The organism is Mitsuokella apri, assembly GCF_047974105.1.
GTDB lineage: Bacteria > Bacillota > Negativicutes > Selenomonadales > Selenomonadaceae > Mitsuokella.
This window is the reverse complement of sequence record NZ_JBHYRS010000001.1, coordinates 582,945-598,558: the sequence shown is the minus strand read 5'-3', so window position 1 is coordinate 598,558 and position 15,614 is coordinate 582,945. Positions and strand designations below refer to the sequence as shown.

The window sequence follows — 15,614 nt, the reverse complement described above, 5'->3', positions numbered from 1 at the left end:
GATTCAGGAGGAAAATTTTGGAGACATATATCGGAGTCCGCTTCAAGAAGGCGGGAAGGATTTATCATTTCAGTCCCGGCCAGCTGCACATTGAAAAAGGGCAGCACGTTATTGTGGAAACGGCCCGCGGCATGGAATGCGGACTGGTGGTCATCGGCCCGCGCGAAGGGGAGCCGGCAGCAGATGCCCAGCCCTTGAAGGTCGTGCAGCGCATTGCCAATGAACATGACCTTGCGCGTGTAGCGGATAACAAAAAGCATGAAAAAGAAGCGTATGCGATCTGCGCGAAAAAAATCCGGGAACACGGCCTGCCCATGAAGCTCGTTGATGTGGAATATACATTTGACCTCAATAAAATCATTTTTTATTTTACGGCAGACGGCCGCATTGATTTTCGCGACCTCGTCAAAGATTTGGCATCGGTCTTTCGCACGCGCATTGAACTGCGCCAGATTGGTGTGCGCGATGAAGCAAAAATCATGGGCGGCATTGGCTGCTGCGGGCGTCCGCTTTGCTGTGCCACGTTCCTCGGTGATTTTGAACCCGTCTCCATCCGCATGGCCAAGGAGCAGAATCTGTCGCTGAATCCAACGAAGATTTCAGGTATCTGCGGCCGCCTTATGTGCTGTCTGAAATATGAGAGTGAATGTTACTGCAATGAATGTCCGCAGAAGCAGAAAAAGGTTCAGCCGCCGCAGCAGGGCGGACGCGTGGTTACGATGGACGGCGAGGGCAAGGTTATATCGCTCAATCAGCAGCGCCGTACCGCGACAATCCTGCTCGACAACAGCCGCACGGTGGTGGCTGCCTGGGAAGATGTCATCGAAGAAGAAGTGGAGACAGAAGAGGGCAATGCACAGGCGAAAGAGCGTGTGACAGAGAACAGGGACGATACGCGCAGACGCTCCAATCAGGGCGGTGAGCGCCGTTCTGCCCGCCGTGAGCGCAGTGAGCATACAGAACGCCCGCGCCGTCCGCGTGAAAATCGTGAAAATAACAACCGCGGCCGCCGCAGCCGCCGCCCACGTGATGCCCGCGGTGAACGCAGCAGCCGTCCTCATAATGGTCCGCGCCGTCCGAAGGCTCCGCGTGAAAAAAGGGAGAACGGCCAGCAGCGGCCGTCTCAGCCAACACAGCAGGAACCTAAGGCATGAGAGACGTAGAGCTGAAAGAGCATGAAAGGCTTGATGATCTCATGAAAAGCGGCCGTAAAATCATCCAGAATACACAGGAGTTCTGTTTTTCTCTGGATGCAGTGCTTTTGGCGCATTTTCCCCGCCTGCATCCAAGGCAAAAGGTCTTGGAGCTCGGTACGGGGACGGGGGTGATTCCCCTGCTCATTGCCGATGAAGCCGCGCATATCGAAGCCATCGAGCTCAGTCCTGTCATGGCTGAACTCGCTTCCCGCAATGTCTATATGAATGAACTCGAAGCGAAGATATCGGTTCGCGAGGGGGACTACCGCGCGATTCGCGCGTTCTACCCTGCCGAATCCTTTGATGTCGTACTGGCCAATCCGCCGTATCGTCCCGTTGCCCACGGGCAGGTCAATAAAATGAGCGGTGTAGCGCGCGCACGCCATGAATTCACGGCCACACTAGAGGATGTGGTGAAGGCCGCCCGTTACGCCCTGCGTTTTGGCGGACACTTTGCCATGGTGCATCTGCCCGAACGTCTCGGCGAAATCCTCGTTACAATGCACGAGCATCAAATGGAGGCGAAAAGGCTGCGCATGGTACAGCCAAAGGCAGGCAAGGCTCCGAATATGATGCTTGTGGAAGCTGTCGTGGGCGCAGCTCCGGGCGGCCTTAAAGTCATGCCGCCGCTTATTGTACACGATGAGGATGGCTCTTATACGAGGGAAATCCTTGCCATTTACGGCATGACAGGAGCCGGCACAAAGGACACAGAAGAATGATAAAGAGGAATGATATGGAGCAGGAACAGCAGGAAAAAATGGAACAGAAGGCTCGGCAGCAGGGTGCAGGAACCTTGTATCTCTGTGCTACGCCAATCGGCAATCTCGAAGATATGACGTATCGTGCCGTGCGCATGCTCGGGGAAGTTCCCCTGATTGCAGCGGAAGATACGCGCCATACACGCCAGCTGCTCACGCATTTTGATATTCATACAAAGCTCACGAGCTACCATGAGCACAATAAATTCACGAAGGGCCCTGAACTCATCGAGTGGCTGCTCTCCGGTCAGGACCTCATCTGTGTAAGCGATGCGGGCCTGCCGGGCATCTGCGATCCCGGAAGCCACCTCGCTGAGCTGGCCATCAAAGCAGGGATCCGCGTCTCACCTCTGCCCGGCTGCAATGCAGGGCTTTCAGCTCTGATTTGTTCGGGCCTTGATACGACTCGTTTTACATTTGTCGGTTTTTTACCCAAGACTGCGAAGAAACAGCAGGAAGTCCTGTCCGAGGTAAAGAATCACCGTGAGACTTTGATTTTTTACGAGGCCCCGCATCATTTGAAAGCAACACTGCGCCAGCTTGCCGCGATGCTCGGGGGAACGCGCCGTGCTGCCTTTGGGCGGGAACTCACGAAAAAGTTTGAGGAGTTCCGCAGGGGAACCTTGCAGGATTTGCTGAACTTTTATGAAGAAAACGAACCCCGCGGCGAGTATGTGCTGATCGTGGAGGGCTTCAAGGGCGAGACGGAGCCGTCACAGGAGTTTCCGGCAGATCCTGTGGAACTGTGCAAAATGCTTATGGAAGATGGCCTGAGCAAAAAAGAAGCAATGCGGGAGGCCGCGAAAAAGCTGGGCATCTCACGGCGCGATGTCTATGCGGCCCTGCTGACTGCAGAAAAATAAAATCATGCGAAAAAGTCAGGTCTTGCCTGACTTTTTTTAATGTCATAGAAACAATTCCAGAAAACGTTTACAATAATACTTGACAATACAAGAGAGAAGCGGTAAACTAGAGACAACAAGAAAAAAGAAGGTGCAAATCAGAAGACAGAAGGGGTTTGCACCATCTTTTAGGGGCTGTAAGAAAACGTTTACCGATAAAGGCTCGGCAGGCGCGAAGCAAATGTTTACTTGTTTAGTTATTGTAAGTTTTAAGCGATGGAGGGTTACTCGATGGAAATCTTAGCAACGATGAAGGAAGAATTCAAAAAGCAGTTCGGCTCTGACGCAGAGCGCAGCTATTTTTCCCCGGGCCGTGTCAATCTGATTGGTGAGCATACCGATTACAACGGCGGCCATGTTTTCCCGTGCGCAATCTCGCTTGGTACTTATGCCGTTGTTGCTGACCGCAAGGACATGACGACGCGCATGTACTCGATGAATCTCGCTGACAAGGGCATCATTGAATTCCCGATGACGGGCCTTGCTTATGACGCCGCCAAGGATTGGGCCAACTACCCGATGGGCGTTATTGATGTTTTTGAAAAAGCTGGCCACAAAGCTGCGCATGGCTTTGATATCCTGATTTACGGCACGCTGCCAGCTGGTGCGGGCCTGTCCTCCTCAGCTTCTCTTGAAGTCCTGACGTCCGTTATCCTCAATGAAGCATTTGACTTTGGTCTTGACATGATCGAAATGGTCAAGCTCTCGCAGAAAGCTGAGAACCAGTTCGTCGGTGTCAACTGCGGCATCATGGACCAGTTCGCTGTTGGCATGGGCAAGAAGGACTGCGCAATCCTGCTTGACTGCAACACGCTTTCCTATCGCTACAGCAAGATTGCACTTGAGGATGCCAGCATTGTCATCACGAATACGAACAAACCGCACAGCCTTGCTTCTTCGGCTTACAACGTACGCCGTGCCCAGTGCGAGCATGCCTTAAACGAGCTCAAGGAAGTCAAGCCGGACCTCAAGGCCCTCGGTGAGCTCAGCAACGATGAATTCAACAAGCTCGCCGGCCACATTGAAGAAGTCCTGGAGCGTCACCGTGCACGCCATGCCGTTTACGAGAACAACCGCACGCTCGATGCCGTCAAAGCTCTTGAGAACAATGACGTCAAGGAATTTGGCCGTCTTATGAACGAGTCGCACTTCTCGCTGCGCGATGATTACGAAGTTACGGGTAAGGAACTCGATACGCTGGCAGAGATTGCCTGGCAGCAGGACGGCGTCATCGGTTCGCGCATGACGGGCGCAGGCTTTGGCGGTTCGACGGTCAGCCTCGTCAAAAATGATGCGATTGAAGCCTTCAAGAAGAATGTCGGCGAAGCGTACACGAAGAAAATCGGCTATGCACCGAGTTTCGTCGTTGCCAGCATCTCGGATGGCACGCATCGCATTGATGGCTGAACTTCATTACTTCATTGGTAACAAAATCTTAACACGATAGAACATATTGTGGAATCGTATCTGTTGTATAATGAAAGAAAAAAAGGAGAAGATTACTTATGTCTATTCTGGTTTGTGGCGGTGCCGGTTATATCGGTTCTCATGCAGTTCATCAGCTCGTAGAAAAGGGTGAGGATGTTGTTATTGTTGATAACCTGCAGACGGGTCATCGCGACGCGCTGAATCCGAAGGCTAAATTCTATGAAGGTGATATCCGCGATGCCGCTATCCTCGATAAAATCTTCACGGAGAATGACATCGAAGCAGTCATCCACTTTGCAGCCAATTCTCTCGTTGGTGAGAGCGTCCAGAAGCCTTTGAAGTATTTCAACAACAATGTCTATGGCATGCAGGTTCTGCTGGAATCCATGGTACGCAACCATGTTGACAAGATTGTTTTCTCGTCGACGGCTGCTGTCTATGGTGAGCCGAAACGTGTACCAATCATGGAAGATGACCCGACGAATCCGACGAATCCGTACGGTGAATCGAAACGCACGATGGAAAAAATGATGAAGTGGGTTAGCCGTGCCGATGGCATCCGCTATGTATCGCTGCGTTACTTCAATGCAGCAGGTGCTCTTGACGATGGTTCCATCGGTGAGGATCATAACCCTGAAACGCACCTTATCCCGCTGATTCTGCAGGTTCCGCTTGGCAAGCGCGATCATATCACGATTTTCGGCGATGATTACCCGACGCCGGATGGCACGTGCCTGCGCGACTACATCCACGTCATCGACCTTGCTGATGCTCATGTGCTGGCACTTGAATACCTGCGCAAGGGCGGCGAGAGCAATATCTTTAACCTCGGCAATGGCAAGGGCTTCTCGGTCAAGGAAATGATTGAGGCTGCTAAGAAGGCTACGGGCAAGGAAATCAAAGTCGAAATGGGTGCACGCCGCGCTGGCGATCCGGCACAGCTCATCGCTTCTTCGGAGAAAGCGAAGAAGGTCCTCGGCTGGAAGCCGCGTTACACAAACGTTGAACAGGTCATCGGTACGGCCTGGACCTGGCATCAGAAACATCCAAACGGCTACGAGAAATAAGGATCGGGCATCAGCAAGAAGCGAAAGAAGCAGAAAGCCGGAATCCGAAAGGAAGGAAAAATATGTCTATCAATACGGAAGTTAACCGTTTACTGAACTTTGCTAAGCAGAATCAGCTCATCAACGAAGACGACTATTATTATGCAGCCAACCGACTGATTGATGTACTCAAGGTGGATGCTTTTGAACCTGAGTTCATCGATGAAGAGCTGCCGACGGCTATGCCAATCCTTGAGAATATGCTCGATTATGCTGCAGAAAAAGGCATCATCGAGAATACGACGGAAAACCGCGATCTCTTTGATACGCGCATTATGGACTGTGTCATGCCGCGTCCTTCGGAAGTAGTACGCCGCTTCCGCAATGATTATGCACGCAGTCCGAAAGCCGCGACGGACGAGTTCTATAAGATGAGCATTGCGTCGAATTACATCCGCAAGGACCGCATCGACAAGAATATCATCTGGAAGACAGCCACGGAATATGGCGATCTCGATATCACCATCAATCTGTCCAAGCCGGAAAAAGACCCGCGCGATATCGCCAAGGCCAAATCGGCACCGTCTTCCGGCTATCCGAAATGCCTGCTTTGCCGCGAGAATGAAGGTTATGCCGGTCATCCGGGGCATCCGGCCCGCGAGACGCATCGCCTGATTCCGCTGCGCTTGTCCGCCCATCGCTGGTTCTTGCAGTATTCTCCATATACGTATTATAATGAACATTGTATAGTCCTGAATCGCAAGCATGTGCCGATGAAAGTATCGCGCAAGAGCTTCGAGAACCTCATGGACTTTGTCACGATATTCCCGCATTACTTCCTCGGTTCCAATGCAGATCTGCCGATTGTCGGCGGTTCCATTCTTTCTCATGACCATTATCAGGGCGGCCGTTACACGTTCGCCATGGCCAAGGCTCCCATCGAGAAGACGTATACGTTTCCAGGTTTTGAAAACATCAAAGTCGGCCGCGTCAAATGGCCGATGTCGACGATTCGCCTGCAGGGTGAAGACCGTGAGGAACTTGCGGATCTCGCGGAGAAAATCCTCGATAAATGGCGCAAATACAGTGACCCGAGTGTAGAGATTCTCGCTGAGACGGATGGCACGCCGCACAACACGATTACGCCGATTGCCCGCCGCCGCGGCAATCTCTACGAACTCGACCTCGTCCTGCGCAACAACCGCACGACAAAAGAGCATCCGCTTGGCCTCTTCCATCCGCATGCTGAAGTCCATCACATCAAGAAGGAAAATATCGGCCTGATTGAAGTCATGGGCCTCGCTGTACTGCCGGCCCGCCTCAAGAAAGAAATGGCACTTGTCGGTCAGGAACTCGTCAAGGGTACGGAAGATATTTCGGGCATGCCGGAGATTGCCAGCCATGCAGACTGGTACAAGATGCTTCGCCAGAAGTACCAGACGGTTACCGAAGAGAATGTTGAGGATATCCTCAAGGAAGAAATCGGCAAAGTATTTGAGATAGTTCTCACGCATGCTGGCGTTTACAAACGCGATGCCAAGGGCATGGAAGCGTTCGACCGCTTTATCGCAGCTGCTGCTAAGGATTGAGGACTGCTCCAAAATCCAATGAAAGCAGGGAATACGTAATGGAAATTAAGAAAAAGGCTACGATTGTAGATGTGGCAAAAGAAGCTGGCGTTTCGGTCGCAACGGTATCGCGTGTCGTCAATGGGAATTATCCCGTCAAGACTGAAACACGTGAAAAAGTACAGGCGGCGATCAATGCGCTGCAGTATGTGCCAAATGTACAGGCGCGCGAGCTCAATACACGCCATTCGTCAACCATTGGCGTTGTGGTGCCCAGCCTTTATAATATGTTCTTTGCAGAAGTCATTGACGGCATCGAGAAATCGATGCGCCGTCAGGGCTATTCCCTGCTGCTGAACTGCGCTCAGAATGACCCGGAGCTCGAGATGGAGTGCATCAATACACTCGTCTCGCGCAATGTATCCGGCATCATTGTCATCAGCCCGAATACACAGGGCCTGCGCGAGGAGTTTTACCGCCGCATTGTCAAAAGAGTTCCCCTGGTGTTCATCAATGGCTATCACCGCATTCCCAATGTTTCTTATGTGGCCAATGATGAGATCATGGGCACGCGGCAGGCGCTTGAATATCTTTATAAGCTTGGACATAGAAAGATTGTCCTGGTCCGTGGTGAGAATTCCGATTCTTATACGGTCAAGGAAAAAGCGTACCGTGTCTTTATGAAAGAGCATGGACTCTTGGATGAAGATCATATCATTGACATTGGCGAAGGCAATAACATCGATACGATGGCTTCGGCCAGAATCAAACTCATGAAGGTTCTGCCGGGGCTCAATCCCACGGCTATCCTTTGCTGCAATGACCTCATGGCGACCGGCGCAATCCGTGCCTGCAAGCGTTTGGGGCTCAATGTGCCAAAAGATGTTTCCGTGATTGGCTACGATAATATCACGCTTTCCAAGCTCGTAGAACCGCAGATCACGACTATGGATCAGAATATGTTCCAGCTTGGCACAAATGCTGCGGCTGTACTGGTCGAGATGATTCACGGCGGTCAGAGCAAGCGCATTACGCTGGAAAATATCCTGATTGTCCGGGAGTCGACAGCTCCGTGTGCTGTGAAATCGTAATGCTGCCTTGGCAGATTTTAGCAGATTCGAATAAAAATGCTCTCCATTTTGGGGAGCATTTTTGTGTTGCAGAACGTTTGCGTGAGATATGTTATAATAGAAGGGATGTTGCAGGCAACCCTTTACAGGAGGTTTTTATTTTATGAGAATATCACGTTCCCTGCTGGCTGTGGCCGTCTGCGGGGCTTCTTTTTATTCGCTTTCCGCCCTCTGCCAGCCGCAGGCGGCAATGGCCTCGGCTGCATCTGCTGCCGTTTCTGCAGGCAAAACCGCCAGCGTCACTGAGGATGTTTCCGTGCGCACGATACCGGGGCGTCCGTCTTTCCCTGCTAAAATGACGGGGACGGTCAACAAAAGGGCCATGGACAGCGTCAAATGGCGTCTGGCACCCGCTTATGAAGAGCCGATGCTCGAGGCCGAGGCCGCGGCTGACACGATCACCATCATGGGACCTGCTGAGGCGACGCAGGAACAGATGGTTCATTACATTGAAAAGCGTAATTCGCAGCCCAAGCTCAATTGCTCAGTTGAGGATATCGTGCGCTATTATTACGAAGAGGCAGGCCGCGAGGGCATCCGCCCCGATGTGGCACTTTGTCAGGCACTTAAGGAAACGGGCTTTTTCGCGTATGGCGGCGATGTTTCGCCGAAACAGAATAATTTCTGCGGCCTCGGGGCGACGGGCAACCGCGTTGCCGGAGCAAGCTTTACCACGCCGCAGCTTGGCGTGCGCGCGCATATCCAGCATCTCATGGCCTATGCGAGTTCGGAGCTGCCGCACAGCCAGATCATTGACCCGCGTTACTACCACGTTGTAGAAAACCGGCCGGACATTCACGGCCACATCACGAAGTGGACGGGGCTCAACGGTGTCTGGGCTGTGCCGGGTACGCGCTACGGACAGGAAATCCTCTATCTCTGGCAGCAGGCACAGGCTCCGGACGGCTCGGATGCGTCGCTGGCCGCTGCAGAAAAGAAAGTCCGCGAAATGCCGGATGAGGCCAATTCGTATATTTACCGCGGCATTGTCTATTTCAACCGCCTCGATTATAAAAAGGCAGAAGCGGATTTCCAGCAGGCTGTGCAGTACAAGGCGGATTCGCCGGCTGCTGTCTACAACCTTGCCATCACCCAGCAGCGTGAGGGCAGAGCGAAGGATTCCTTAAAGAGCTACGATGCCCTGTTAAAGCTCAATCCGGAATTCACGCAGGCCTGGTATAACCGCGGGCTTATTGCCATGAATCAGAAGAAATACGCGGATGCCATCGCGGACTTCCAGGAGGCCCTGCGCCTGACGCCGCAGACAGCCGATGCCAAGAATGCACAGGCTGTGGCTTATGTCCGCCAGAAAAAATACGAAAAGGCCTGGCAGACGCTCAGCGAGGCCGCTGATATCAATTCGGCCAATATGAATGTTCTGGCCAACCAGTTTATCTTTGAAGCCTGCCTGAAATGAGCGGACAGGGGACAGTTTTCATTTATGAGGATTTGATTTATAATAAGTAGATAGATTCGCACGAATCCTGTAAATTTTGCGCGGGCGTTCCATTAGCGCCTGACAGGGAGGAATTTTCTCATGACGGAAAAGAAAGAAAAGAAACCATTTTATATCACGACACCGATTTATTATCCGAGTGCCAAACTCCACATCGGCCATGCTTACTGCACGACTATTGCGGATTCCATTGCCCGCTTTCACCGCCTCATCGGCGATGATGTCTTCTTCCTGACCGGTTCGGACGAGCACGGCCAGAAAATCCAGCAGAAAGCGGAAGAAGCCGGCGTTACGCCGATTGAATACGTCGATAAAATTGTCGCGGGCTTCCAGAACCTCTGGAAACGTCTGCACATCAGCAACGATGACTTCATCCGTACGACGCAGAAACGCCATGAGCGCGTGGTACAGGAAGTCTTTAACCGCATCTATGCCAAGGGTGACATCTACAAAGGCGAGTACAAGGGCCTGTACTGCACGCCGTGCGAAAGCTATTGGACGGAGCATCAGCTCGATGAGAACGGCTGCTGCCCGGACTGCCACCGCCCTGTACAGGAGGTATCCGAAGAGGCGTATTTCTTCAAGATGAGCAAATACGCGGACCGCGTGCTCAAGTACATTGAAGACCATCCGGACTTTATCCAGCCGGTTTCGCGCCGCAATGAGATGATCAACTTCATCAAGCAGGGCCTCGACGACCTCTGCATCTCGCGTACCTCGTTTGACTGGGGCATTCCGGTGCCGATTGACCCGAAACACGTCATCTACGTCTGGTTCGATGCCCTGACGAACTACCTGACGCCGATCGGCTTCCTCGATGACCCGGAGAAATTCAAGAAATTCTGGCCGGCAGATCTTCATCTTGTGGGCAAGGAAATCGTGCGTTTCCATACCATCATCTGGCCGTGCATCCTCATGGCCCTTGACCTGCCGCTGCCGAAGAAGGTTTACGGCCACGGCTGGCTGATTGTCGATGGCGATAAGATGAGCAAGTCGAAGGGCAATGTCGTCGACCCGAACGGACTCATCGATGAATTCGGCGCCGATGCCATCCGCTACTTCCTGCTGCGCGAGATCAACCTCGGCCAGGACGGCAACTTCTCGCGCGATGCCCTCATCAGCCGCATCAACAGCGACCTTGCCAATGACCTCGGCAACCTGCTGCACCGCACGCTCAACATGACCATCAAATTCCAGAAGGGCATTCTGACGGCGCCTGTTGGTGAAAGCGAAGTCGATAAAGCCCTCAAGGCCGACGCGAAGGAAACGGTTGAGTTCTTTGAAAAGAATATGGAGGATATGCAGCTTTCGGCTACGATCAAGAAAGTCTGGGCCTTCATAAGCCGTGCCAATAAATACATCGATGAAACGGCGCCGTGGGCACTGGCGAAGGATCCAGAGAAGAAACAGGAACTTGCCAATGTCATGTACAATCTCGCAGAATCCCTGCGCATCATCAGCGTCCTGATTTCTCCGTTCATGCCGGTGACGGCCGAGCGCATCTGGAAACAGCTCAATCTGCCGCAGGCTTTCAAGGATGTCCAGATTGAGGATATCGAAAACTGGGGCGGCACGCCGGCGGGCCTTAAAGTCGGCACGCCGGAGCAGCTTTTCCCGCGCATCGAGGTAGAGAAGGAAGAAAAAGAAGCCAAGAAGACTCCTGCAAAACAGCAGAAGGCGCAGAAGAATAAGAAGGCAGAGGCCAAGGAAGAAGTTCCTGGCGTTATCGGCATTGAAGATTTTGGCAAAGTCAAGCTCCGCGTTGCAGAGGTTGTTGCGGCTGAGCCTGTGCCAAAGGCCGACAAACTCCTGAAGCTTCAGCTGAGCCTTGGCGAAGGCGTTCCGCAGCGTCAGGTCGTTTCGGGTATTGCGAAATTCTACAAGCCGGAAGAACTTGTCGGCAAACACCTTGTGCTCGTTGCCAACCTCAAACCGGCGAAGCTTCGCGGCGTCGTCTCGGAAGGCATGATTCTCGCGGCCAGCGATGGAGAGGCCCTTAAAGTCCTTGAGGTCAATATGCCGGCCGGCACCGAGGTGCGCTGATGAGCATGGAACTCGTCGATACGCATACGCATCTCAACGATGCAAAATTTGCCGAGGACATTCCTGAAACAATTGCACGGGCAAAAGAAGCCGGCGTCACGCGCATGATCAACATGGGCGACACGCTGGCCTCCTCGGAATTGGCCGTGAATCTGGCGGAACAATACGAGGGGCTCTATGCCGGTGTCGGCATTCATCCGGAAGAAGCATTTGAGATGACGTCACGCGAGGACGATATCCTCGCGGCCTGGACGGATATGCCAAAGGTTGTGGCCATTGGTGAGATTGGTCTCGATTATTATTGGGAGAAAGAGGAGGAGAAGCGGGCCCTGCAGCGGCGCATCTTTATCCGCCAATTGCATCTGGCACGCGAGCTGCACATGCCTGTCTGCATCCATGACCGCGATGCTCATGGGGACACGCTGGCTATCCTCAAAAAAGAGGGCAGGGGCATCCGCGGTGTCCTGCACTGCTTTTCAGGCAGCTATGAGATGGCGAAGGAACTCCTAAAGATGGGGTGGTATCTTGGTGTCGATGGCCCCCTGACTTTCAAGAACGCGGCAAAGCTGCCGGAAATCGTCAAGGCCATGCCAATGGAACGCCTGCTTTTGGAGACAGATGCCCCGTATATGGCTCCTGTACCGATGCGCGGCAAGCGCAACGAACCTGCATATGTCCGTTTTGTGGCAGAAAAAGTCGCGGAACTTCGCGGCCTGAGTCTTGAAGAAGTGGCTGCCAGAACGACAAAAAATGCTATAGAGTTATACGGTCTATAAGCAAAATTTATAAAAGTGGTGAGTGACTGCATAAAAGCAGCGCTCACCACTTTTTCATTCCCATTTTTCAGGTTGATTTCAGCTTCTTGTGGGACAATAAGATCATGCAGTTTATAACTGCTGGTTTTGCCATGCTATACGAATTATTTCTTTTACTGTTCCCGTCATAAATTTATGGACAAAGGGGGGATTGAATGAGTTTTAGACAGCTCATTTCCTTACATAATAAAGCAAAAAAGAAAATCCTGTTATGCATGACTTTGGCCATCATGCTCATGATGACCTCGGGCTTCACGCGCGCTGGCGCACCCGACAATACGCATCAGGTACAGATTCATGTCGATGGACGCACCATTGAACTCAGCACAATACACAGAAATCCGGAGGCAATCCTCGAACGCGCAGGCGTGAAACTCAGCGCCAAAGATTCTTATCAGTTACAGAAAATTGACGAACACGACACCGACATCACAGTTTATCGAGCGGTCCCGGTCACAATTGACTATCAGGGACAAAAAAAGGAAGTTCTGACCAGCAATCAGACGGTTAAAGATGTCCTCTTAGAGCAGGGCTACAATCTGGACGATCTGACAGTATCGCCAGGCATGGATTCGAAAATTCAAAGCAATATGGAAATATCGGTAGTGAACAACGCGGAAACGCCGGACACTGCCGGAGCGGGACAGGCAGCAGAAACAGTAGAAACTTCATATGGCAGGGCACCGTACAGTGCCGTTTACGAGATGGAAGCAACGGCCTATATGCCATGGGATGGCGGCGGAGACGGCATCACGGCTTCCGGCATGCTCGCGCAGTATGGCGTGGCAGCGGTCGATACCGATGTTATCCCGCTTGGTACGCGCCTCTATATTCCCGGTTACGGTGAGGCGATTGCAGCGGACACGGGCGGCGCTATTATCGGCAACCGCATCGACCTCTGCATGGATGATTATGGACAGGCTATGGAATTCGGCCGCCGCTATGTAACGGTTTATGTCCTTGACTAAAGCAGTCTGACTGGAGAATTTCTTCAGCAAAAGGAGACTGTTCATGAGAATTTAACTCATGGACAGTCTCCTTTTGTTTTGCCGCCTTCCCAAGTTATGCCATTCAGTCTTTCTGCAGTTTCATGCTGCTGTGGTTGGCTTTGGCCTGCTTGATGAGAATTTTGAGGCGTTCGATATTTTCTTTGTGATGCGTGATGGCGAAGCCGATGCGCGTGCGCTCTTCTTCTGTAAATTCGGGCTTTTCATAGGCCGCTTCAATGCGTTTGAGGCGGGCTTCAACTTCGGCGAGCTCGTTCTGCATGGGCTTGACATGCTGCAGGGCCAGACCGTAGACAGAGCGGATCTGGTCTTCGGCGTATTTTGCATAGCCCGGCTCTCCGGAAAATACCTCGAGCCATTTGACAAAATGGTAAATGATATCGAAGGGATTTTCTGCGCGTTCGATCATGCTGAGGATATCCATCTTGATCTGCTGTTCCTGGCCGTGCGGGCGGTCGACGATGGGATTGATTTTTTGTTCGGCTTTTTTCTTGATATCGGTTGGTTCAGCCATGGTGACACTTCCTTTGCTTTGTATATACTTTTATTATATCATATTTGTCTGTGCAGCCGGCCAAGGGGACAGGTCATGTTACAAAGAGACATATGCTCTTGATTTGATGTACATCCTATGATATAATTGTCACATTAAATGAACGTTCGTAAAATGAAAAACCGTGTAAAACAGTGGCTTTCGCAGGTATCTTACCGAAAGGCCAATTTTTTTTGAGCATAGGTGTTCTTCTTACATGGACATTTTACGGAGATAGAAAGAAGGATGTTTTTCATGCATCGATTCAAGAAGGGTGAAATTCTCACCATCGGGTTCATGATGTTCTCGATTTTCTTCGGCGCGGGCAATCTGATTTTTCCACCGGCGCTGGGGCAGGCTGCCGGCAGCCATACGCTCATCGCCATGGCCGGTTTTTTGATTACGGGCGTCGGGCTGCCGCTTTTGGGCATTACGGCGATTGCCCTGCAGGGCGGCAAATACATTGAGCTCATCAATCGCCGTACGTATCACTGGTTTGCCGTGGCCCTGCTTGTCGTACTGTACCTCTGCATTGGTCCGGTCTTTGCCGTACCGCGTACCGGTGCTGTCTCATTTGAGATTGGCATTCGTCCCTTCCTGTCAGAGAGTTCGCTGACTTTGGGACAGGCTGTTTATACGGCGCTGTTTTTTGGTGCTACATATTATCTCTCCCTGAACCCGAATAAACTCATTGACCGCATTGGCAAGATGCTGACGCCAATCCTGCTCGTTGTGCTGGTCGTGCTTTTTGTCAAAGCTTTTGTTTCGCCTTTGGGAGAAATCCTGCCGGCTACGGGCAATTACATCGATGCACCGTTTACGCAGGGCTTTCAGGATGGCTATCAGACCATGGATCTGCTTGCTTCTGTGGCCATTGGTACACTGGTGGTCAATGCTGTGCGCATGCGCGGGGTTACAGATAACCGCGAGATTGGGCGCATCTGCCTGCTCGCAGGTCTTATCACGGTCGCACTGATGTCCTGTGTTTATGGTTCGTTAGCGTACCTCGGTGCGACGAGTGCGATGATTCTCGGTCATTCGCCTAATGGCGGCCAGCTTTTGGCAAGTGCCGTTACCATCTTCTTCGGCAAGGCGGGCAACGGCCTGTTAGCAGCCATCATCATCCTCGCGTGCCTGACGACGAGCTGCGGCATGCTCTCGGGCGGTTCGTGGTTCTTTAACAAACTCTTCCGGAACAAGATTTCTTACGAGCGCCTGCTTCTGATTTTCACCTTGTTCAGCTTTGCGGTCTCCAATGTGGGCCTGACGCAGATCATTGCCCTGGCCGTGCCGTTCCTTGTGACAATCTATCCGCTTGTCATTGTCTTTGTGGTGATTTCCCTGTTTGACCGCTTTATCGGCTGGCGGAAATCCATTTATCATTATGCTTTGAATCTGACGCTCGTTTTTGCGCTGATTGACGGACTTAATGCTGCAGGAATTCATTTTCATCAGCTCAACCAGTTTTTGATTGCGTACCTGCCGTTTTACAAACTGACGATGGGGTGGGTTCTGCCGGCTGTCTGCGGTGCATTTTTGGGATTCGTGGCGTCATGTTTTCAGAAAGCACCGGCAGAGTCGGAGAGGTCTCTGCGAAAATAAAGAGGAAAAAGGGACAATCGTCCTTGACTGAATTCGATTTATCCACAGTTTTCGTGGATAAATCCTGTGAAAACTGTGGATAAGTTGTGACCAGCTTTCCAACTTATCCACAGATAACAGCGAAAAGT

13 protein-coding genes are annotated in these 15,614 nt (G+C 52.0%); 12 read left to right on the top strand and 1 reads right to left on the bottom strand.

Annotation, left to right across the window (positions count from 1 at the left end; genetic code table 11):
- Positions 1-17 precede the first annotated feature (17 nt).
- The 11 genes from ACE419_RS02815 (at position 18) to ACE419_RS02765 (ending at position 13,313) form a co-directional block, all read left to right on the top strand.
- Positions 18-1,154, top strand: a complete 1,137-nt coding sequence (locus ACE419_RS02815) for a PSP1 domain-containing protein (RefSeq protein ID WP_435720921.1) — start codon at positions 18-20, stop codon at positions 1,152-1,154.
- Positions 1,151-1,918 carry a tRNA1(Val) (adenine(37)-N6)-methyltransferase gene (locus tag ACE419_RS02810; RefSeq protein ID WP_435720920.1) on the top strand — a complete coding sequence of 256 codons (768 nt, stop codon included), beginning with the start codon at positions 1,151-1,153 and terminating at the stop codon, positions 1,916-1,918. Before ACE419_RS02815 ends, ACE419_RS02810 begins: the two co-directional genes overlap by 4 nt.
- Positions 1,919-1,932: 14 nt before the next feature.
- On the top strand, positions 1,933-2,820 hold the full coding sequence (gene rsmI, locus ACE419_RS02805) for a 16S rRNA (cytidine(1402)-2'-O)-methyltransferase (RefSeq protein WP_435720919.1): 888 nt from the start codon (positions 1,933-1,935) through the stop codon (positions 2,818-2,820).
- A 270-nt stretch (positions 2,821-3,090) separates the two neighbouring features.
- A complete protein-coding gene (locus tag ACE419_RS02800; protein WP_435720918.1) occupies positions 3,091-4,266 on the top strand; it encodes a galactokinase in 1,176 nt (391 codons plus the stop codon).
- A gap of 98 nt (positions 4,267-4,364) precedes the next feature.
- Positions 4,365-5,354 carry a UDP-glucose 4-epimerase GalE gene (gene galE / locus ACE419_RS02795; RefSeq protein WP_435720917.1) on the top strand — a complete coding sequence of 330 codons (990 nt, stop codon included), beginning with the start codon at positions 4,365-4,367 and terminating at the stop codon, positions 5,352-5,354.
- A gap of 62 nt (positions 5,355-5,416) precedes the next feature.
- Positions 5,417-6,922, top strand: a complete 1,506-nt coding sequence (galT, locus tag ACE419_RS02790) for a UDP-glucose--hexose-1-phosphate uridylyltransferase (protein WP_432646149.1) — start codon at positions 5,417-5,419, stop codon at positions 6,920-6,922.
- Positions 6,923-6,960: 38 nt separating this feature from the next.
- Positions 6,961-7,992, top strand: a complete 1,032-nt coding sequence (locus ACE419_RS02785; RefSeq protein WP_435720916.1) for a LacI family DNA-binding transcriptional regulator — start codon at positions 6,961-6,963, stop codon at positions 7,990-7,992.
- A 142-nt stretch (positions 7,993-8,134) separates the two neighbouring features.
- Positions 8,135-9,448, top strand: coding sequence for a tetratricopeptide repeat protein (locus ACE419_RS02780; RefSeq protein WP_435720915.1), 1,314 nt, complete (start codon positions 8,135-8,137; stop codon positions 9,446-9,448).
- A 120-nt stretch (positions 9,449-9,568) separates the two neighbouring features.
- Positions 9,569-11,530 carry a methionine--tRNA ligase gene (gene metG, locus ACE419_RS02775; protein ID WP_435720914.1) on the top strand — a complete coding sequence of 654 codons (1,962 nt, stop codon included), beginning with the start codon at positions 9,569-9,571 and terminating at the stop codon, positions 11,528-11,530.
- The gene (locus ACE419_RS02770; protein ID WP_432646153.1) at positions 11,530-12,306 is read left to right on the top strand and encodes a TatD family hydrolase; all 777 of its coding nucleotides are present in this window, start codon (positions 11,530-11,532) and stop codon (positions 12,304-12,306) included. The genes metG and ACE419_RS02770 overlap by 1 nt, the downstream gene beginning before the upstream one ends.
- 194 nt (positions 12,307-12,500) lie before the next feature.
- Complete coding sequence (locus ACE419_RS02765) at positions 12,501-13,313, top strand: G5 and 3D domain-containing protein (protein ID WP_432646154.1); 813 nt, start codon at positions 12,501-12,503, stop codon at positions 13,311-13,313.
- 103 nt (positions 13,314-13,416) lie between these two features.
- Here the strand turns inward: ACE419_RS02765 and ACE419_RS02760 are convergent, their stop codons facing one another.
- Positions 13,417-13,866, bottom strand: a complete 450-nt coding sequence (locus ACE419_RS02760) for a hypothetical protein (protein ID WP_435720913.1) — start codon at positions 13,864-13,866, stop codon at positions 13,417-13,419.
- 273 nt (positions 13,867-14,139) lie between these two features.
- Here ACE419_RS02760 and brnQ point away from each other — a divergent pair, with 273 nt between their 5' ends.
- Positions 14,140-15,486: a branched-chain amino acid transport system II carrier protein gene (gene brnQ / locus ACE419_RS02755; RefSeq protein ID WP_432646156.1), complete on the top strand. Its 1,347-nt coding sequence runs from the start codon at positions 14,140-14,142 to the stop codon at positions 15,484-15,486.
- Positions 15,487-15,614: the final 128 nt, after the last annotated feature.

Coding starts and splice junctions, on each gene's coding strand:
- ACE419_RS02810 (WP_435720920.1), top strand. CDS start 1,151: ATGAGAGACGTAGAGCTGAAAGAGCATGAAAGGCTTGATGATCTCATG.
- rsmI (WP_435720919.1), top strand. CDS start 1,933: ATGGAGCAGGAACAGCAGGAAAAAATGGAACAGAAGGCTCGGCAGCAG.
- ACE419_RS02800 (WP_435720918.1), top strand. CDS start 3,091: ATGGAAATCTTAGCAACGATGAAGGAAGAATTCAAAAAGCAGTTCGGC.
- galE (WP_435720917.1), top strand. CDS start 4,365: ATGTCTATTCTGGTTTGTGGCGGTGCCGGTTATATCGGTTCTCATGCA.
- galT (WP_432646149.1), top strand. CDS start 5,417: ATGTCTATCAATACGGAAGTTAACCGTTTACTGAACTTTGCTAAGCAG.
- ACE419_RS02785 (WP_435720916.1), top strand. CDS start 6,961: ATGGAAATTAAGAAAAAGGCTACGATTGTAGATGTGGCAAAAGAAGCT.
- ACE419_RS02780 (WP_435720915.1), top strand. CDS start 8,135: ATGAGAATATCACGTTCCCTGCTGGCTGTGGCCGTCTGCGGGGCTTCT.
- metG (WP_435720914.1), top strand. CDS start 9,569: ATGACGGAAAAGAAAGAAAAGAAACCATTTTATATCACGACACCGATT.
- ACE419_RS02770 (WP_432646153.1), top strand. CDS start 11,530: ATGAGCATGGAACTCGTCGATACGCATACGCATCTCAACGATGCAAAA.
- ACE419_RS02765 (WP_432646154.1), top strand. CDS start 12,501: ATGAGTTTTAGACAGCTCATTTCCTTACATAATAAAGCAAAAAAGAAA.
- ACE419_RS02760 (WP_435720913.1), bottom strand. CDS start 13,866: ATGGCTGAACCAACCGATATCAAGAAAAAAGCCGAACAAAAAATCAAT.
- brnQ (WP_432646156.1), top strand. CDS start 14,140: ATGCATCGATTCAAGAAGGGTGAAATTCTCACCATCGGGTTCATGATG.